18 protein-coding genes are annotated in these 17,775 nt (G+C 64.6%); 8 read left to right on the forward strand and 10 right to left on the reverse strand.

The window, feature by feature from the left end:
• Positions 1–2 precede the first annotated feature (2 nt).
• A complete protein-coding gene (locus DZK26_RS06545; protein WP_116898247.1) occupies positions 3–1,262 on the reverse strand; it encodes an FAD-dependent oxidoreductase in 1,260 nt (419 codons plus the stop codon).
• A complete protein-coding gene (locus DZK26_RS06550) occupies positions 1,253–2,707 on the reverse strand; it encodes an FAD-binding oxidoreductase (protein ID WP_116898359.1) in 1,455 nt (484 codons plus the stop codon). Before DZK26_RS06550 ends, DZK26_RS06545 begins: the two co-directional genes overlap by 10 nt.
• 86 nt (positions 2,708–2,793) lie before the next feature.
• Between DZK26_RS06550 and fdxA the strand changes: the two genes are divergently transcribed.
• Positions 2,794–3,117, forward strand: a complete 324-nt coding sequence (gene fdxA / locus DZK26_RS06555; protein ID WP_116898360.1) for a ferredoxin FdxA — start codon at positions 2,794–2,796, stop codon at positions 3,115–3,117.
• A gap of 74 nt (positions 3,118–3,191) precedes the next feature.
• Entirely contained in the window at positions 3,192–4,505 is a 1,314-nt protein-coding gene (locus DZK26_RS06560) for an META domain-containing protein (RefSeq protein ID WP_116898248.1), read from the forward strand.
• A gap of 38 nt (positions 4,506–4,543) precedes the next feature.
• Here the strand turns inward: DZK26_RS06560 and DZK26_RS06565 are convergent, their stop codons facing one another.
• Together DZK26_RS06565 and ubiM are read right to left on the reverse strand one after the other, a co-directional pair.
• Complete coding sequence (locus DZK26_RS06565; RefSeq protein ID WP_116898249.1) at positions 4,544–5,131, reverse strand: NAD(P)H-dependent oxidoreductase; 588 nt, start codon at positions 5,129–5,131, stop codon at positions 4,544–4,546.
• Entirely contained in the window at positions 5,128–6,342 is a 1,215-nt protein-coding gene (ubiM, locus tag DZK26_RS06570; RefSeq protein ID WP_116898250.1) for a 5-demethoxyubiquinol-8 5-hydroxylase UbiM, read from the reverse strand. Before ubiM ends, DZK26_RS06565 begins: the two co-directional genes overlap by 4 nt.
• A gap of 143 nt (positions 6,343–6,485) precedes the next feature.
• Here ubiM and DZK26_RS06575 point away from each other — a divergent pair, with 143 nt between their 5' ends.
• Complete coding sequence (locus DZK26_RS06575) at positions 6,486–6,821, forward strand: zinc-finger domain-containing protein (RefSeq protein ID WP_258870861.1); 336 nt, start codon at positions 6,486–6,488, stop codon at positions 6,819–6,821.
• Positions 6,822–7,223: 402 nt separating this feature from the next.
• Here the strand turns inward: DZK26_RS06575 and DZK26_RS06580 are convergent, their stop codons facing one another.
• Genes DZK26_RS06580 through DZK26_RS06590 form a run of 3 tightly spaced genes read right to left on the reverse strand, consistent with a single transcriptional unit; the run spans position 7,224 to position 9,173 of the window.
• A complete protein-coding gene (locus DZK26_RS06580; RefSeq protein WP_258870862.1) occupies positions 7,224–7,589 on the reverse strand; it encodes a DUF488 domain-containing protein in 366 nt (121 codons plus the stop codon).
• A gap of 26 nt (positions 7,590–7,615) precedes the next feature.
• Positions 7,616–8,845 carry a threonine ammonia-lyase gene (ilvA, locus tag DZK26_RS06585; RefSeq protein ID WP_220337145.1) on the reverse strand — a complete coding sequence of 410 codons (1,230 nt, stop codon included), beginning with the start codon at positions 8,843–8,845 and terminating at the stop codon, positions 7,616–7,618.
• Between the two features lie 28 nt (positions 8,846–8,873).
• Positions 8,874–9,173, reverse strand: coding sequence for a hypothetical protein (locus DZK26_RS06590; protein ID WP_116898253.1), 300 nt, complete (start codon positions 9,171–9,173; stop codon positions 8,874–8,876).
• Between the two features lie 71 nt (positions 9,174–9,244).
• Between DZK26_RS06590 and DZK26_RS06595 the strand changes: the two genes are divergently transcribed.
• Positions 9,245–10,399: an NnrS family protein gene (locus tag DZK26_RS06595; protein ID WP_116898254.1), complete on the forward strand. Its 1,155-nt coding sequence runs from the start codon at positions 9,245–9,247 to the stop codon at positions 10,397–10,399.
• 136 nt (positions 10,400–10,535) lie between these two features.
• On the opposite strand, the gene DZK26_RS06600 is transcribed toward DZK26_RS06595, so the two are convergent.
• Positions 10,536–12,551 carry a pyridoxal-dependent decarboxylase gene (locus DZK26_RS06600; RefSeq protein ID WP_116898255.1) on the reverse strand — a complete coding sequence of 672 codons (2,016 nt, stop codon included), beginning with the start codon at positions 12,549–12,551 and terminating at the stop codon, positions 10,536–10,538.
• A gap of 109 nt (positions 12,552–12,660) precedes the next feature.
• Here DZK26_RS06600 and DZK26_RS06605 point away from each other — a divergent pair, with 109 nt between their 5' ends.
• Positions 12,661–13,368 carry a Crp/Fnr family transcriptional regulator gene (locus DZK26_RS06605; protein ID WP_116898256.1) on the forward strand — a complete coding sequence of 236 codons (708 nt, stop codon included), beginning with the start codon at positions 12,661–12,663 and terminating at the stop codon, positions 13,366–13,368.
• Between the two features lie 13 nt (positions 13,369–13,381).
• Here DZK26_RS06605 and DZK26_RS06610 read toward each other — a convergent pair whose 3' ends face one another.
• Positions 13,382–14,449, reverse strand: a complete 1,068-nt coding sequence (locus tag DZK26_RS06610; RefSeq protein WP_116898257.1) for a COX15/CtaA family protein — start codon at positions 14,447–14,449, stop codon at positions 13,382–13,384.
• Between the two features lie 3 nt (positions 14,450–14,452).
• Positions 14,453–15,082 carry a DUF1566 domain-containing protein gene (locus DZK26_RS06615; protein ID WP_116898258.1) on the reverse strand — a complete coding sequence of 210 codons (630 nt, stop codon included), beginning with the start codon at positions 15,080–15,082 and terminating at the stop codon, positions 14,453–14,455.
• Between the two features lie 218 nt (positions 15,083–15,300).
• On the opposite strand from DZK26_RS06615, the gene DZK26_RS06620 reads away from it, so the two are divergent.
• Genes DZK26_RS06620 through DZK26_RS06630 form a run of 3 tightly spaced genes read left to right on the forward strand, consistent with a single transcriptional unit; the run spans position 15,301 to position 17,774 of the window.
• On the forward strand, positions 15,301–15,486 hold the full coding sequence (locus DZK26_RS06620) for a hypothetical protein (protein ID WP_116898259.1): 186 nt from the start codon (positions 15,301–15,303) through the stop codon (positions 15,484–15,486).
• Between the two features lie 15 nt (positions 15,487–15,501).
• Positions 15,502–16,047, forward strand: a complete 546-nt coding sequence (locus DZK26_RS06625) for a cytochrome C oxidase subunit II (protein WP_116898260.1) — start codon at positions 15,502–15,504, stop codon at positions 16,045–16,047.
• 20 nt (positions 16,048–16,067) lie between these two features.
• A complete protein-coding gene (locus tag DZK26_RS06630) occupies positions 16,068–17,774 on the forward strand; it encodes a cbb3-type cytochrome c oxidase subunit I (protein WP_116898261.1) in 1,707 nt (568 codons plus the stop codon).
• Position 17,775 lies beyond the last annotated feature (1 nt).

Genomic DNA, 17,775 nt, shown 5'->3' on the forward strand with positions numbered 1-17,775 from the left:
CATCAGCGGGAAGGATCGTAGGGCAACAAATCGATTTCCGGCGTGCGCCCTGCGATGCGGTCAGCCAGGGCACAAGCACTGCCGCAGGCCATGGTCCAGCCCATCGGGCCGTGCCCGGCATTGAGGTACAGGCCCTCGATGCGCGTGGCCCCCAGCAGCGGGCGACCATCGGGGGTGACCGGGCGCAACCCGGCCCATAACCGACCCGCGGCCGGCGTGAAGTGATCGGCCAGCGCCGGCAGCAAGTTGCGCGCATTGTCCAGCAGGACGTCCATTCTCGCCGGCGGAATGGCGCGGTGATGACCGGCGAAATCAGCCAGCCCGGCGATTCTCAGGCCGCGCTCGCCCAGGCGCAGCGTCACGAAACGACGCGCGGTATCGAGCAGGGGCAGCGCCGGCAAGGACTCGGCATCTTCCAGTTCGAAGGTCGCCGAGTAGCCGCGCACGGGCTGGATGGGTACCCGGATGCCGAGCGGGCGGAGCAATTCCGTCGTTTCCGGGCCGGCGGCGATCACACAGGCGTCCGCCGGAATCGTCTCGTGATCGGTTTCGACCGCCGTCAATTGTTGCTTGTCACAGACGATCCGGCGAATGGATTCGCCAAGCCGCATTTGCGCGCCCTGCCGCTCGGCCTCTTCGGCGACACCTTGCGCGAAGAACGCCGCGTCACCCGACTCGTGTGTTGGGTAAAACAGCCCGCCCGCCAGCTGATCGGCCACGGGTGCCAGTGCCGGTTCGCGCGCGACGACGGCTTCGGCATCGAGCGGCTCGACCTCGCCCAGGCCGGCAATCAGTTCACGGCGCATCGCCAGGGCCCGATCGAAGGCCGGACGGGAGAAGTAGAGCTGCATGGACCCGGCCGTGGTTTGCGCGTAGTCGATGGCATAGCGTTCCCGCCAGTCGCGCAACCGATCCAGCGAGTACAGGCCCAGGCGGATGTTGGCGCGCGCGTTGGCCACGAAGCGCGCGCGGCGCGACTGCGCCAGAAAACGAATACCCCAGCGGCCGAGCCCCGGCAGCCGCTGCGGTGGTAGCTGCCACGGCGCATCGGCCCGCCCCATGTATTTCAGCAGGCTGCCCGCCAGGCCGGGGCCATTCCACGGCTCGGAATGCAGCGGCGTGATACCGCCGCCGTTGGCGTGGCTGCTCGCCTCGGCCACCCGTTCGCGCTGATCGATCAGCGTCACCTCGAATCCGCGCTCGACCAGCGCCAGCGCCGTGCAGGCCCCGACCACGCCGGCACCGATGACCGTTACCCGCATGACGAGTTGCCGTGGCCGCCTTTGGTGAGGATCTTGCCGGGATTGAGCAACCCCTCGGGGTCGAAGGCGGATTTGAGCCGCCGCATCAAGCCGAGCCGCACGGTGTCTCCGCGCAAGGCCAGTTCTTCGGCACGCAGCTGGCCGATACCGTGCTCGGCGGCAATCGAACCACGGTGGCGCATCACGGCATCGAACACGATGCGGTTGCAGTCGGCTTCCAGGGCCCTGAACACCTCGGGATCCATGCCTTCGGGCTGGCTGAGATTGAAGTGCAGGTTGCCGTCGCCGACGTGTCCGAACACGCAGGCTCGGATGCCGGGAACGCGCTCGGCCAGGGCGCTACAAGTCTCGTCGACAAACTCGGGGATGGCGGCCACCGGCACCGAGATGTCGTGCTTGAGGCTGACCCCGCCGATCTTCTGCGCCGGCGAAACGGACTCGCGCAGACGCCACAGGCTGTCTGCCTGGATGTCGTTGCCGGCGACCACGGTGTCGGCCGCAACGCCTTCGTCGGCGGCGCGTTCGAGTGAACGGGCACAGGCGTCGCGCAACCAATCACCGGCGACGGCCGTGTCGGCCTGCAGTAGCAGGTACCAGGGATGCTCACGCACAAGCGGGTCGTGCGCGTCGGGCAGGTAGTCGAGCACGAAGTCCATCGCCAGGCGCGGCATCAGTTCCAGCGCCGAGATGGTTTCGCCAAGGTGTCGCCGCAACAGGCGCAACAGGGTCAATGTGGATGGTAGATCGGCAACACCCATCAGCGCGGTCATGCTCTGCCTTGGGGCGGAAACCAGGTTGAGCGAGGCGGCGGTGATGATGCCCAGGGTCCCCTCCGAGCCGATGAAAAGCTGGTTGAGATCATAGCCGCTGTTGTCCTTTCTCAAACCCTTGAGCCCGTCGAGTATCCGGCCGTCGGCGAGCACGACCTCGAGGCCCAGAACCTGCTGGCGCATGTTGCCGTAGCGAATGGTGAGGTGACCGCCGGCATTGGTGGCGATATTGCCGCCAATGGTCGCCGTGCCCTCCGAGGCGAGGCTCATGGGGAAAAGCAGTCCGGCCGCGGCGGCGGCCTCCTGGACCCGGGCGAGCGGACAGCCGGCCTCGGCGATCAGGCTGGCGCCGTCGGCGTCGACGCGGCGGATTTCGCGCATGCGTTCGAGGCTGATGACCACCTCTTCGTGCGGACTGCGCACGCACTGACCGCCCACCAACCCCGTATTGCCACCACGCGGCACGATGACCAGACCGGCTTCGTGACACAGCGTCAGCGCAGCCGACACCTGCTGGGTGGTTGCCGGACGCAGGTAGGCCAGCGGCAGGTCGCGATAGCGCCCACGGGGCTCACCCACCCGTTCGGCCAGGTCGGCCGGATCGCTGATGACGGCCTCGTCGCCCAGAAGACGACGCAAACGCCCGATTACCGCCGCCGAGTCCTGACCATTCATGTCGCTATTATCCCAGATCGACAAAACATGTATTTTGCATGCATGATATGCTGCACGCCAACACCGGAACGATTGGAGGTGCAACCGTGACCTTCGTTGTCACCGAAAACTGCATCAAATGCAAGTACACCGACTGCGTGGAAGTCTGTCCCGTGGACTGTTTTCACGAGGGGCCGAACTTTCTTGTGATCGATCCGGAAGAATGCATCGACTGTACCCTGTGCGAACCCGAGTGTCCGGTCGATGCAATCTACCCCGAAGACGACGTTCCGGCCGATCAGCGGCAGTTTCTCGAGATCAACGCCGAGCTCTCGCGCGAGTGGCCGGTCATCACGGAGATGAAGCCCGCGCCGGACGACGCCGAAGAATGGGAGGATGTACCGGGCAAGCTGAAGCACCTCGAACGCTGAGGGGCCAGTACCGTGCGAACCCCCGACCGAATCGGTAGTCTGTAACACTCAGGCCCCGCAAGGAAACACCATAGATGATGCGAGCGATACTGGGCGCCGCAACGGTGCTGTGGCTGGCCGGATGTACCTGGACGGTCGACATGCGATCGAACGAGGAAGACGCTGAAGATGACGCGCCCGATTCCTTTTTCGTCGAGGCCGAGCTATTCCATCCCGAACGTCTCGCCCTGCCGGCTGATGCCGAAATGCTCGTCGCCGTCGATGCCGTCGGTCGCGAAGGCCGCACTACCCTGACGCGTTTCAGCACGCACCTGGAGGGCCATCAGGTTCCGATCCCACTCGGGTTTTCGGTCGAACCCGAAAGTGACTCTCCCGTGCTCTACGAATTGAGCGCGGCCATCCTTTCCGATGAGCGGCTGTTGCGACTGACCGGACCGACACTCGTCCTGCCGCGGGAAGGCACGGCGCGGATGGGAAGGATTCACCTGCACCATCCGATCGAGATGGGCTTCGGACAGGGCTGGCAGTGCGACTCGGCGACGCTGATGTTCGGCGCGGTCGGCGAGCGGATCTTTCTGGCGGTCGACCACCAGCTCCATCCCCTCGAACCGGTACCGGCCGCTTCCGGCGTGCGCTACGAGTCGCAGGACGACGATGAAATCGGTATTCACGAAAAGGGCGGCGAGGTCGTGTTCATTCGCGGCGAAGAAACCCTGTCCGACTGCCACCGTGTCACGGCCCTCGAGCCGCCGCTGTCCGGCGGAGGCAACGAGCCCGGCTGGCGGATCGAGCTCGACGAAGAGCGCATCGAACTGACCAGCGACTACGGCGAAACCTTTACGACGGCGAGCATGATCCAGACCGGTTCGAGCGCGATGACGACACGCTTTCGGGGCATGGGCGAGCACGGCCCGATACTGGCGGCTTTCCGCCGCGCCGTCTGCCGCGACTCGGCGACCGGGATGCCGCACCCCTATTCAGTCGAGGTGCAATTCGAGGGCGGCCGGCTGGACGGCTGCGGGGGGCGGCCGCGGGACTTGCTGGTTGACACGGACTGGCGCGTCACCCGACTCGGTGAACAAGCAGTTCCCGAAACAGGGGAAGACGAAGAGGAAATCGCAATGACGATCGAGTTCGACGCCGAGGGTCGTGTCAGCGGCCATGCGGCCTGCAATCAGTACACGGCGGGATATGAACTGAGTGGGGAGGGTCTTTCGATCGACACGGTGGCGGCGACCAGGATGGCCTGCGCCGAGCCGCGCATGTCCCTGGAGCATCGTTTCCTGAACATGCTGGCCCAGGTGCAACGCTTCGATATCGGCCAGCAAGGCGAGCTCGTACTGATCGGCCCGGACGGGCAAATGACGGCAGTGCAACGAGACCCGTAGTTCGCCCTGGCCGCCACTGCCCGGCCGGCTCTTCGCCTTCAGGCGCCCTTTCGGCCCAGCGATTCGAGCCGCTTCAGCCAGCGTTTGCGGCCGCGATCGTTCTTGCCCGCCACGCCGCCGACGAAGCAACGACGAACCGGCCTGATACCGCAGAAATGCAGGATGTTGCGCTTGAGGTTGCGGTAGCCATGGGCGCCGAAAAACCAGCGATAGACCGGACCGGGCATGCCCATGGTGATCACCACGCGTGCCGACTTGCCCTTGAGATAGCGCTCGCCGATCCCTTCGCGTGCCTCCGCGGCAAACGCGAAGCCGGGACGCATTACCTGCTCCAGGAAGGCCTTGACCCGTGCCGGCAAGGTACCCAGCCAGAGCGGGAAGAAGAACACCAGGTGGTCGGCGTCCCGGATCTTCGCCTGGGCCGGTTGCAACGACTCGGGGATCTCGCCGTCGGTCCACTCTTTCTCGCTGGAGAGCATGGGGTAATCGAGATCGGCCAGGCGCACTTCCTCGACGCGATGGCCTGCGGACTCGGCCCCCTTTCGGTAGGCATCGGCCAGGGCATGGCCGAAATGCCCGCCGGCCGGGTCGGGGTGACCCTGGATGATCAGGATGCGCCGGCTCATTGCCCGCTGCCCCGCACTAAAGCCAGCGGCCCTGGAAAACCGCCTTTTCCGGTCAGTTGACGAGCCACGGCCTGGCGGAAGGGGGCGACGCGGTTGGCAACCCGCAACGCCGACCGGCGCAGGATCCGGGCCGGCAGTCGATCGTCGGTGTAGAGACCAACGACCGAAGCGGTCGCCAGGTACAGCGGCAGGCTGGCCAATCGGTGACGGCGTTGGTAGGCCTTCAATACCGCGAGTTGCGAAACCGGCTGCCCGCGGCCGGCCGCACGTTGCATCTCACCCGAGAGAATGTCGATTCCGGTCAGGCCGAGATTGAATCCGTGTGCGGTCACCGGGTGCATGCCCACGGCGGCGTCGCCAACGGCCGCCAGGCGCTCGGCCACCAGCCGGTCGGGCCACACGCCCACCAGCGGATAGAGGTGGCGCTGGCCTTCGAGGCGCATCGCACCGAGGCGATCCCGGTACATGCCCGTTACTTCACGATTGAAGTCGGCCTCGTCGACTTGGGACAGCCTTCGCGCCTGTTCGTGGGGCAGCGTGATCACCGCCGATGCACGCCGGCCGTTGAGCGGCAGAAGGGCGAGGGTGCGGTCGTAGCCGAACCACTCCCAGGCAACGTGCTCGTGATCCTGTTCCAGCGCGACCCGCGCCAGCAGCATGCTACGGCCGAAGTCGCGCATGCGCGCGCCGATGCCGGCCGCCCGCCGCAGACCCGAGAAACGCGAATCGGCGGCGATGACCAGGCCGGCCTCGACCGACCGTCCATCCGAAAGGCCCAGCCGCCGCCCCGCTGCCGAGAGCTCGGTGGTGTCCACGGTCACGCCCGTGTCGACTTCGACGCCTTTCTGGTCGGCGACCGCCTCCCAGGCGGCTCGGCGAATGTGGTGATTGGACACCAGGGTGCCGAGTCGCTCATGCCCGCCGTCGGCATGGGTGATGCGCATGGGACGGGCCGATTCGCCGTCGAAGACCGCCGCGTCGCGCAACTCGCTGAGCGATTCCGGATCCAGCCGTTGCCAGACTCCAATTCGCTCGAGTACCGCCTGCGAGGCGTGGGTCAGGGCGATTTCGCGTCCGTCCTCGGCCGGGCAGGCCAGTGATTCCTGCGGGCTGGCGTCAAACAGGCGGATATCCAGGCCCATTCCATCGAGGGCACGGGCAAGACACAGGCCGGCGGGTCCGGCGCCGACAATCGCCACATCACACTTCATTGTCGAGAGTCTCAGGGCTGGGTTGGCAAATGAGACTAGCACGCCGCAAGGGGCGTGAAATTGACATCAATCAGGCAAGCCGATGGGCCCTGAAAAGACGCACGAAGCACCACCAGGGAGCGCAAACGGGTACCATATCGCCTTTGAACCGTATCGATTTCGGAGAGCACTCGATGGTCGCCAAGCGCAAGGAAGGTGAACTCGAACCGGCCTGCCGGCAGGAAGAGTACGAGGTTGGCTGGGAAGATCTGCCGCTTTCGTGCCCGACCCCGGCAATGAAGGTCTGGAACGCCCACCCACGTGTCTACGTACCGGTCCACCGCTCCGGACGCGAGATGTGCGAGTACTGCGGCGCGGTCTTCGTGCTGCACGACCCCGAGCCCGATCAGCCCATGCCGATGTTCGACAACGTGGAAATCGAGGACGCTTTCCGGCACGCCCAGCAGCGCGTTCGCGACGAGCGCGGTCAATCCGACTAAGAGATCACACGCCAACGAGCACCGGCTAAAGCCGATGGCTTGCTGTTACTGCTCAAAGCCGGATCGATCGGCCATACGGCCGACTGGTTGAAGCACCAAATCACAAGCACCAATTTTCAAACAATTCTCAATGAACGAAATTCCAATGACCCAAACCGCGAGGGGGGCAGATCACGCCACTTGCCGCAATCTAGGGCCGGCTCGGCTCTTACCGACCTTGCAATTGGGTGCCTGCACCTGCCCATGCACACAAGCCTGGCACTTCGGCTCCATGCCCGTTTCGGTCATTAAAAATTCGGTCCTTCGAGATTTGTTTGGCAATTGCTGATTGGGATTTGGAATTTTTTAAGCTCGATCCATCGCCTAAAAGCGAGGGGGTTTTAGGATCCCCTATCGGGGACTTTAAAGCATCTCTTCCAGTATTTCGCGGAGTACGACTGCCTGGTTGTGCTCCGGATCCTTCGCACCGAACAGCAGCGTGACGGGACCTGACGCGGCCAGCTCGGCCAGCTCCTTGAGCTTGTCACGCTGGTCGTCTCCCTCGAGCTCCTTGCGGTATTTCTGCTTGAACGCGGCCCACAGTTTCGGGTCGTGGCCGAACCACTTTCTCAGTTCGGTCGAGGGCGCCAGCTCCTTGAACCAGTAGTCGAGACCGGCCTGGTCCTTCGAAATCCCACGCGGCCAGATGCGGTCGACGAGCACGCGCGTACCTTCGGTTTCGCCCGGTTCATCATAAATCCGACGCAAGCGGATCTCCGGATGGGTCACGGGACACCTCCTGTTGGCGTATTCACTCATGCAGCCAGGACACGTGCGCTCAGGCCCTGTTCCCGCAAACGTTCAAGCAACTGCTGCTGATGTTGCGAATCGCGGGTTTCCAACTCGAGTGTAATTTCCGTCAAGCCGACCGGCACATGCGTTTCACCGCGGCGGTGGCGCACCTCGCGCACGTTCATGCCCAGTTCGGCCACCTGCGCGATCAGGCCAGAGAGGCTGCCCGGACGATCCGGGAGGGTCACGGCGATACTCAGCAGCCGGCCACTGGCGCTGAGACCGAAATCGATCGAGCGCCCGACCAGGGACATGTCGATATTGCCGCCTGAGATAACGCAGGCGACCCGTTCGTCGACACCCAGTTCGATGCGGCCGTCGAGCAGCGCGGCCAGGCCGACCACGCCGGCGCCTTCGCCGATGGTGCGGGTCGTCTCCAGCAGGGTGACGATGGCCCGTGCGATGGCGTTGTCGTCGACGGTCACGATTTCATCGACGTACTCGCCGATCACCTGGCGGGTGAGCTTGCCCGGCGCCTTGACGCTGATGCCGTCGGCGATGGTGCGCGAGCCCGGCTGGACCGCTTCGAACTCGCCGTCGTCGAGAAAGTGCCGCCAGGGGGCAACGGCCTCAGCCTGTACACCGACGAGACGAATGTCCGGGCGCTGCAGCTTGAGCGCCAGGGCGATGCCCGACAGCAGGCCACCGCCGCCGAGGCACACGACCGCCGTCGTCATCTCCGGCATGGACTCGAGCATTTCCAGGCCGCAACTCGCCTGGCCGGCGATGATGTCCCAGTCGTCGTAGGGCGATATGAAGGCCAGTCCCTGCGCTTCGGCCAGTTCGTGTGCGCGCTCGGTGGCTTCTTCCAGCGTGGTGCCGATCTGCTCGATGCGCGCACCCAGCGAGCGGCAGGCCGCCACCTTGGTCATCGGCGCAGTCTCGGGCATGACCACGGTGGCCGGAATTTCGCGGCTGCGCGCGGCCCGCGCGACGGCCTGGGCATGGTTGCCCGCCGAAGCCGCCACCACGCCAGCGGGGCGTTGACCGCCTGTGTCGAGTCGGGCCAGCTTGTGGCTGGCGCCGCGAAACTTGAACGATCCGGTGAGCTGCAGGTTTTCGTGCTTGAGTCGCAACTCGGCGCCCAGGCGCGAGGACAGGGCTTCGCTGTGTTCCAGCGGTGTGTGTGTGACCTGGTCGCGAATGCGATCGCGCGCCGCGATCAGGTCTTCAAGGTCGAGTTCGACGGCCATGGGCGGATTGCTGCGTAAGGAACTTCGCCTATTCTGACACCGACCCAGGAGGTTCATGGCGGTCGAGGCGCTCCAGCAACTCGGCGGCGCGCGCCTGCAAAGCCCGGTAGCCGCTCTCCCACGCGCCTTCGCGCGGGCTGGTACGCGCCAGGCGCAGGATCAGATCGCGCATTTTCGCGTTGTCGGCCTGAAGTTGCCGATAGGCTTCGGCATGGACCAGCTCGACGGCACGGTCCTGGCAGATGCCCAGACACGGCTGCGGCGCCTCGATGCGGCCGCAGCCCGTGCATTCCCAAGCCTTGAACGGGGCTTCGATCGGGTTCGACATGGCTTGCTGCTCCCGGCGCCGCTTGTGACGCCCGCGCTTGGAGGTGACTAGATGTATGTAGAATACATATTATGCCAGATTCCTCGCATGTCCAGTCCGGGCCGGCCGCCGGGTCGACCCGGGTCGTTACCGAGACCCGGCTCTTTCCGCTGGCGGCGCTCTACGGGGCGCTCAGCGTACCGGCGTTCGTGCTCGGCTGGACCGGCTTGTTGCCGACGCTGCCCGGCTTGCGCACGCCGGCCGGCCATGCCCACGAGTTGCTCTTCGGCTATGCGCTGGCGGTGGTGGCGGGATTTCTGATCAACCGGGTATCCGCACCGCGTCTCGCCCTGATGATGGTCCTGTGGCTGGGCGCGCGCCTGGCTTTCCTGTTCATGCCGGGCAGTCTGCCGGCCATTGCGCTCAACCTCGGCTTCGCCGCGCTGGTCGCGGCGACCGCCGCGCCACGCTTCATGAAGGCGGCCAAGAAGTGGCGCAACCGCCTCACCGGTCCACTGGTTCTGGCAATCTGCGCGGCGGCGGCCGGCTTTCAGCTGCTGTCGTTCCACGGCGGGGGCCTTCTCAGCTACCTGCTGCTGGGCGAAGCGGTGGTGCTGTTCGCGATGCTGATGCTGTTCTTCGGGGGCCGACTGATCGCCCCGGCCGCGGCGGGTGTTATCGAAGGTGCGGGGGGAACGCTGACCGCGCGTGTGCAGCCGAATATCGAAGGCGCCATCCTGCTGGCGATGATTGCCGCGGCCGGGACCGCGTTCATTCCCGCTGCGGGGCCGGTCCACGGCCTTTTACTCGTTGTCACCGGCACGCTGGCCCTGGTGCGCCTGGGCCGCTGGCAATTGTGGCTGTGCCGGCGGCGGGCCGACCTGCTCTGCCTCGGCGTCGGCTATGCCTGGCTTGGTATCGGGCTGTTGCTGCTGGGCGCGGAGCGGGGTTTCGGCATCGGCCTGCCCGCCAATGCCGCCACCCATGCCATCACCGTCGGCGCGCTGGGTACCCTGACGACCAGCGTGATGTTGCGCACACGCTTGCTGCGCCTGCGTATTCCGCTCGACCAGGTCGGCGGATACTTTGCCGTTATGACCGTGCTGGTCTCGCTGGCCGCGCTGGCGCGCCTGCTCGGGGGTGCGAGCCACGCCGGCCTGCTGCTGGCAGCGGTCGCCTGGTCGTCAGCGCTGCTGGTGCTGTTCGCCCTGCTGCAGCGCTTTCGTCAGCGAGTCCAGCCCGGCTGATCGAAGAACTCGGGGTAGGCCTGCAAAACCCGGTGCAATTCCTCGTGGCGGCCATCGGGCTGGCCAGGGCCAGGCTGACGCTCGCGATCGGGGTGCCCGGTTTGTACATGATGATTCGTCCTTTTCGGCGAATGATTCATCCCGGCTGATCACGCATGGCCTGCCGCACCAGTTCGGCCAGGTGGCGGCAATAGCGGTCGAGATAGTTCATCCCTTCATCGTGGCCGGACAGCCAGGGATTCATCAGCGTGTGGCGCAGCAGGAAAATGCTGTCGGCCTGCTCGCCGGAGTCGTCCGGTTCGTCGACGAAGGTGGACGGGTCCAGGTCGAGTTCGGCCATGAGTCGTTCGGCGGCGCGCTCGCCCAGCTTGTGACGATGAACCACGGTGCGCGAGCCGAAGAACTCGCGTGAGTGGATATCGACTTCCTCGCCCACGCTCAGGTGCTCGTATAACCGCCGGCCGAAGGCATTCATGCGCGCCAGCGAGCGGTTTCCGCTCGGGTTGATGGCCAGGCAGACCAGGTTGGTGTCGGGCTCGAAGGGCAGAACGACACGGGCGACGCCGGCAAGCTCGTCGCGCAACTGGTCGATGTGCTCGAAAAAGTACTCGCAGTTGCGAATAGTCTCGGCGCACAGCCGACCGAAGTTATCCGCATCGAGCGGCAGCACCCGATGGCTCAACCAGGCCCCGGCGGCGGCCGCGCCGGGCTTGGAGCCTTCGAGAATGTACTGGCCGAGGTTGCGGAAGCGGCGCTCGTACTCGGAATCGGGGACCGTCTCGGCATCATCGAAGACATAGGCCGCCTTCTGGCTGATGAAGTCGGTCATGCCGCGGTTGCGCGCGACATAGGCGCCGCAACCGAAGGGCACGTAGCCGAGCTTGTGCGGGTCGACGGTGACCGAGTCGACATGCCTGAGCGCGGCGAACGCCTTGTAAACCGGCTCGGAAGGAAACAGGTGGAAGCGTCGCCGCATCTCGGCGTGGTCAAGCAGGGTCCCGTCCGGGCGATGGAACATGCTGGCCAGGTAGCCGCCCCAGGCGGCGTCGACGTGGATGGCGAACTCCATTCCCTCGCGGCGCCAGCGCTGGCGGGCGGCGACGATCTCGTGGACGGGGTCGATGGAACCGAACTCGGTGGTGCCGAGAATGCCGACGACGGCCAGGACCGGGCGGCGCTCGTCGGCCAGGCGCGCCAGCGCATCGTCGAGCGCCTTCGAATCCAGTCGCATGCGCTCGTTGACGGCCACGGGCTCGAGGTTGGCCGCGCCCAGGCCCAGCAGCTTGAGCGCCTTCTCCCAGGAGTAGTGCGCGGTATCGGCGACCAGCACGACGGGCGTTCCCAGCTCCGGGTGGCGAAGATGGAACTCGGCCATGCCCAGATACTCGACCCGCTCGGACTCGATCCGGCGCGCCAGGTCCCGCGCCTGGCGTCGATCAAGCTGGTGATCGATGCTCGCCAGCACTTCGCGCCGCAATCGAATGACGTGGTCGACCGAAAGATTGAAGAGCACGTGATCGGGGGCGTGAACGAAATCCTCGGGCCCATGCTTGAGCGCACCGGGGTCGAACCCGGCCTCGCGCAGGGCGATCGCGGCCGCCAGGGGCCAATAGCGCACGGCCCGGAAGTACCACAGCGATTCGTCGTTGGCGATGGTGCCGCCGGAGGTGGCATGGCCCCAGGCGCAGGGCTCCTGCTCGGGATCGGTGTTGAAACCGAACATCGCGGCCAGTTGCCGGCCCAGCTCCAGCTCCAGCGGTAGCGTCACCGGCGAGGCCTCGTCGGTGACGTGATTGGGGTTGTAGAGCGTGGTCACCAGCTGCGCGATCAGGCCCGGCAGCAGCAGGTCGGAGGCCATGTGCCCGATATAGCGCGGGTTGAAAAAGGGCGCGGAATTTTTCAGCCGGGCGGTCAATCCATGAAGCTCGGTCTTCATGCGGCCGACGAAGCGCCGGTATTCCGGGCCGGTATCGGCCAGCACCGGGATCTGCGGCCGGTCTTCGGGATGGATATTGCGGCGCCAATAGACATGGTCGCGCAACAACTCGACGAGCACCTTCTCCAGCAACTCGTTGTTCTCGGCGTAGGAACCGAGAAACAGCGGGCTGAGCCAGTCGACCAGCTCGTCTTCTTCCTGCCTTCTCATGTTCATCGATGATCCGGTTTATTGATTTTGATCAAAAAGAAGTATCCTAGATACTGTTTTACTGGCTATACGTCAATTTCGGCTCGCCGGGCGGGCCGTTCAAGGAAATCCTGCCATGAACAACATCCGCCATCCCACCCGGGATGAATTGCACCAGTTTCCGCTGCTGTCGGGGCTCGACGAGACCGAATCGCAACGTGTATTGACCAAGGCACGTGTGGTCACCGTAGCCCGCGGTGAGCACTTGTTCCACCACGGCGACCCCGCCCGGCGCATCTGGTTGTGTCGTACGGGGCAACTCAAGCTCTTCCGACTGTCCGATGCGGGGCAGGAGAAGATCATCGCCATTATCAACCCGGGGCGCAGCTTTGCCGAGGCCACGCTTTTCATGCCCCAGCGAGTGTATCCGGTGCACTGCGCCGCAATTAAACCCAGCGAACTGGTCGGATTCGACGCCGACGACCTGGTCAAGACCTTCCACAACGACGCGGAAGCCTGCTTCCGCCTGCTCGGCACGCTGAGCCGACGCATGCACGAGAAGATCAACCAGATCGAATCGCTGGCACTGCAGAACGCTCATTTGCGCGTGGCTCATTACCTACTCGATGAGTACCGGCGCCGGGACGAACCGAAGACCTTCCGCCTGGAGTCGAGCAAGAAGCATATCGCCGGGCTGCTGGCCGTCCAGCCGGAGACGCTGTCACGCAGCCTTACCGCGCTGCAGCGCGAGGGCGTGCTCGACATGGACACGCGCTACATCACCATCAACGACCCCGAAAGACTCGAAAGTATCGCTCGCGGTGCTCTCGCAACGCCGCACTGACTGAAAGCAGGAATCAGTCGGCAGCCGCCAGGCGCCCGGAGTGGGCGGCATCGTGAACGCGCGGGTGACTGACGCGGTAGTCGACGGCGATCACCGCCCCCAGCACCAGCACGGCCACGCCCTGGTGCAATGTACCCAGCACCACCGGCACATAGAGCATCAGGGTGGCAATGCCCAGCAGCACCTGAATGCCGACAATGCCCACCAGGATGTGAAAGGCGCGCCGAGCGCCGGCATCGAGGGCATACCTGCGCTGTTGCCACCAGGCGGCAAATGCCACGGTCATGGTGGACAGGGCCAGCACACGGTGCATGAACTGCACCATCGCCGGGTTCTCGAAGAAATTGCGCCACAGCGGTTCCAGCCCGAGAATCCCGTCGGGAATCCACTGACCGGCCATGAGCGGGAAGTCGTTGTAGACAAAGCCGGCGCGCAGGCCGGCGACGAAGGCGCCGACGAATACCGTCAACGCGGTCATCACCAACAGCACGATGGTCCAACGCCGCATGGAGTGCGGCCGATGCGCGGCCGGCATCAGCAGGCCCAGGGCCAGGCGGAACATGAAGGCGAAGATGATCAGGGCCAGGCTCAGATGCGCGGCCAGACGGTAGGGACTGACCCGGGGAATGTCGATTAGGCCGCTTTGGACCATGTACCAGCCCATCCAGCCCTGCAGGGCGCCCAGACCGAGGATGCCGAGTAGCGGCCAGCGAAGCCGCCGCGGAATCCACCCGCGCCACCAGAACCAGGCCAGCGGCAGGGCGAAAACCAGGCCGAGTGAGCGCGCCAGCAGGCGATGACCGAATTCGAACCAGTAGATCACCTTGAAGTCGTCGAGCGACATGCCACGGTTGACCTTCTGGTATTCGGGGCTGGCGCGGTAGGCGTCGAACTCGCGCATCCAGCGCTCTTCGGTGGTCGGCGGAATCACGCCGGTGACCGGCTGCCATTCGACCATGGAAAGGCCCGAGCCGGTCAGTCGCGTGGCCCCGCCGAGCATGACCAGGGAAAACAGCACCAGGCAGCAGACCAGAAGCCAGATGCCGATGCGACGCTGATGATGTCGTTCGATGAGGTTCATGATCTAGTTCGTTTCAGTGGCCTGTGCATGGTTTCTGACCAGGCGAACCGCCTTGGCCTCGGACTTGAGGTCGGCCCGATCCAGGCCGTTGCCGAAGTCCACTGCCCAGGCGCTTTGCGGGTAAAGGCGGAAAGTCTCGCCGGTCCAGTATTCTCCCGCATTCGCTCCGGGGAAGTATGCCGGATCCACGATCAGGCCGGTCTCGCGCCGTTCGGCTTCACCCAGCGACATCAGTTCCTCACGACTCGGCAGCCGCCAGTCGGTGAAACCGCACAGGCTTTGCTCGTTGACGGCCGCGACCAGCGACTGCGTGTCGCAGCTCGATCTCCGGCACTCCCCGCCGTCTGCCAGTCCCGGTTCGCTCATGTGCCGCTGACGGTCGGTGCTGTACCAGGTGTAGCGATTGTCCCGATCGTGCAAACCATTGTCGTCGTGAACCTGCCACATCAGGCCAACGGCTGGATCGAGCACGCAGCGATGCGGACCCGGATCATCGGGCGAGAGTATATTTCCGGACGCATCAATACGTTGCCAGTTTTCGGACGGCAACGGCTGCTCGACGCGCTCGTCGCAACCGGCGATCAACCCCAACAGGAGCGCCAGCGCGGCGGGCGGGTAAACGTATCGTGACATGCCAATTTCTCCTTGATCAGGCTGGGACCGGCGAGATTAGCCGCCGGCTGGACAACGCGGGCTGACCTGGATCAATTGCCGTCGGTGACACGAAAAGCTTGACGGTCATCAATGAACCTGTCTGCAGCCCGGCTCTAAACTTTGCGGCCAGGACATCATCCGCGCTAAAACATGCATTTAATATACCTTATTTGTGGCTTGCAAGAGGAGGGCGCGCCATGAGCGATTCACAAAACGACCGGGACACCGAAGCTCGTGAACCGGAAGAAGAGCAGGAACGGCTGCCGACCATGCAGCGCATTCTCGACAACCCGTTTCTGCTGCTGTTTCTCGGCGTCACGATTCCGACCGTGACTTACATCATCTGGGGCGTGATGAACATCGTCACCGTCCCCATCGGCTGATCGAGGGAGCAAGCCATGAGTGCCATTCAACCGCCTGCCAAACGCGTGTGGTGGAAGCAGCCGGTCGATCGTGTCGAGATCGTCTGGATCGCCATCGCGCTCGTCTGGTGCCTGATCATGTTCCTGTTCATGCCCTACTGGCATGTCTACGGCGAGCAGAACTACTCCGGCGAAGCCTACCGCGTCAATCCGCAGGATTACGTCGCAAAGGTCAACGAGTTCGTCGAGGAGTACACGGTCCGGCGCGAGACCGACCAGCAGATTCCGGTGGTTCGCCCGCCGGCCGGCGGCGATGTCTACCTGCTCGCCCGACTCTGGCAGTGGTACCCGATCCTCGAACTCGAGGCCGGTGAAACCTATCGCTTCCACGTCTCCTCGGCCGACTGGCAACACGGCCTGTCGATCCAGCCGATCAACATCAACTTCCAGGTCCTGCCCGGCTACGACATGGTGCTCAACGTCACCCCGACCGAGCCCGGCGAGTACGCGGTGGTGTGCAACGAGTACTGCGGCGTGATGCATCACACGATGATGAGCCGCATCTACGTCGTCGACAACTGATTCAAGCGAGGGATCCCGTCATGCAACCCCAATTCCGTACCTGTCCCGATACCGGGCTCGTGTTTCACCGGCCGGCCGAGAACCTGATCAAGGCCAATGCCGTCGCCGCGGTGGTCTTCCTGGCCGTCGGCGGCCTGCTCGGCCTGCTGGTCGCGCTGACACGCTGGCCAGCGGTGCAGATCCTCAACGCCGAAGACTTCTATACCGTGCTCACCGGCCACGGTGTGGTCATGCTGTTGGTCTGGATCCTGTTCTTCGAGGTGGCGCTGCTGTATTTCTGCTCCTCGGTGCTGCTCAGATGCCGCATCGCAACGCCGAGGCTGGGCTGGGTGGCCTTCGCGCTCATGATCATCGGCGCGGCCATTACCTCCTGGGCCATCATCGACGGCTCCTCGAGCGTGATGATGACCTCCTACGTCCCCATGCCGGCCGCACCGAGCTTCTACTTCGGGCTGATCCTGTTCGCCGTCGGCGCCCTGATCGGGGTGTTCATGTTCTTCGGGACGCTCGCCATCGCCCGCGACGAGAAGACCTACGAAGGCTCGATCCCGCTGGTGACATTCGGCGCGCTGACCGCGGCCATCCTGGCGGTGTTCACCATCGCCTGCGGCGCCATCATCCTGATTCCGACCTGGCTGTGGTCGATCGGCTACATCAGCGAGATCGATCCACTCATGTACCGCCTGGTCTGGTGGGGGCTGGGCCATACCTCTCAGCAGATCAACGTCGCCGCGCACGTGTCCGTCTGGTATGCCGTGGCCGCCATCGTCTTCAACGCCAAGCCGATGTCGGAGAAGGTCAGCCGCGGCGCCTTCTTCCTCTACATCCTGTTCATCTCGGTCGCCTCGGCCCACCATTTGCTCGGCGACCCGGGCCTGAGCACGGAATGGAAGATCTTCAACACCAGCTACGTGATGTACCTGGCGGTGCTCGCCAGCCTGGTTCACGGCCTGACCGTGCCCGGCTCGATCGAGGTCGCCCAGCGTGAGAAGGGCCACAACAAGGGCCTGTTCGAATGGCTCAGAAAGGCGCCCTGGGGCAACCCGGTGTTCTCCGGCATGTTCCTGTCGCTGGTGGGTTTCGGCTTCATCGGCGGCATTTCCGGTGTGGTGATGGGCAGCGAGCAGGTCAACTTCCTGATCCACAACACCATCTACGTGCCCGGTCACTTCCACGCCACGGTCGTGCTCGGCACCACGCTCGCCTTCATGGCCATGAGCCTGTGGCTGGTGCCGGTGCTGTTCCGGCGCAAGCTGTTCATGCCCGGCCTGGCCAAATGGCAGCCCTGGCTGTTCGGCATCGGAACCGCACTGCAGACCTTCTTCATGATGGGCGCGGGCACCCTGGGCGTGTCGCGCCGCCACTGGGACATGGCCTTTACCGGTTCGGCCTTCGAATGGACCTACCCGGGCATGGCCTACACCATGATGGCACTCAACGGCATCAGCGCGATCATCGCCGTGCTCGGCGGCATCGCCTTCGTGGTCGTCATCGTCGGTACAGTACTGTTCGGCCAGAAGACCAGCCCGGCCGAATACTCGGCCACTCGCCCGGGCATCCTGCTTGGACCGGCCGAGTCGCTTTCCGGTCACAGCCACGTCGGCCTGGGCGTGAAGGGCTTCCCGGCACCGGGCACTTTCGTGCTGGCGATGTTCCTGCTGCTCATCTTCGTCGTCTACTTCTTCGTCAACTACGGCTACCTGGCCTCGGTCTGGCGGTTCAGCTAAA

This window comes from Wenzhouxiangella sp. 15190, from assembly GCF_003417465.1.
Classification (GTDB): Bacteria; Pseudomonadota; Gammaproteobacteria; order Xanthomonadales; family Wenzhouxiangellaceae; genus Wenzhouxiangella.

Bases quoted from the DNA above. Each gene is read 5' to 3' on its own strand.
- DZK26_RS06590 (WP_116898253.1), bottom strand. From the start codon at position 9,173: ATGTCGAACCCGATCGAAGCCCCGTTCAAGGCTTGGGAATGCACGGGC.
- DZK26_RS06620 (WP_116898259.1), top strand. From the start codon at position 15,301: ATGAGCGATTCACAAAACGACCGGGACACCGAAGCTCGTGAACCGGAA.
- ubiM (WP_116898250.1), bottom strand. From the start codon at position 6,342: ATGAAGTGTGATGTGGCGATTGTCGGCGCCGGACCCGCCGGCCTGTGT.
- ilvA (WP_220337145.1), bottom strand. From the start codon at position 8,845: ATGGCCGTCGAACTCGACCTTGAAGACCTGATCGCGGCGCGCGATCGC.
- DZK26_RS06600 (WP_116898255.1), bottom strand. From the start codon at position 12,551: ATGAACATGAGAAGGCAGGAAGAAGACGAGCTGGTCGACTGGCTCAGC.
- DZK26_RS06560 (WP_116898248.1), top strand. From the start codon at position 3,192: ATGATGCGAGCGATACTGGGCGCCGCAACGGTGCTGTGGCTGGCCGGA.
- DZK26_RS06630 (WP_116898261.1), top strand. From the start codon at position 16,068: ATGCAACCCCAATTCCGTACCTGTCCCGATACCGGGCTCGTGTTTCAC.
- DZK26_RS06610 (WP_116898257.1), bottom strand. From the start codon at position 14,449: ATGAACCTCATCGAACGACATCATCAGCGTCGCATCGGCATCTGGCTT.
- DZK26_RS06625 (WP_116898260.1), top strand. From the start codon at position 15,502: ATGAGTGCCATTCAACCGCCTGCCAAACGCGTGTGGTGGAAGCAGCCG.
- DZK26_RS06550 (WP_116898359.1), bottom strand. From the start codon at position 2,707: ATGAATGGTCAGGACTCGGCGGCGGTAATCGGGCGTTTGCGTCGTCTT.
- DZK26_RS06595 (WP_116898254.1), top strand. From the start codon at position 9,245: ATGCCAGATTCCTCGCATGTCCAGTCCGGGCCGGCCGCCGGGTCGACC.
- DZK26_RS06605 (WP_116898256.1), top strand. From the start codon at position 12,661: ATGAACAACATCCGCCATCCCACCCGGGATGAATTGCACCAGTTTCCG.
- DZK26_RS06545 (WP_116898247.1), bottom strand. From the start codon at position 1,262: ATGCGGGTAACGGTCATCGGTGCCGGCGTGGTCGGGGCCTGCACGGCG.
- DZK26_RS06615 (WP_116898258.1), bottom strand. From the start codon at position 15,082: ATGTCACGATACGTTTACCCGCCCGCCGCGCTGGCGCTCCTGTTGGGG.
- DZK26_RS06565 (WP_116898249.1), bottom strand. From the start codon at position 5,131: ATGAGCCGGCGCATCCTGATCATCCAGGGTCACCCCGACCCGGCCGGC.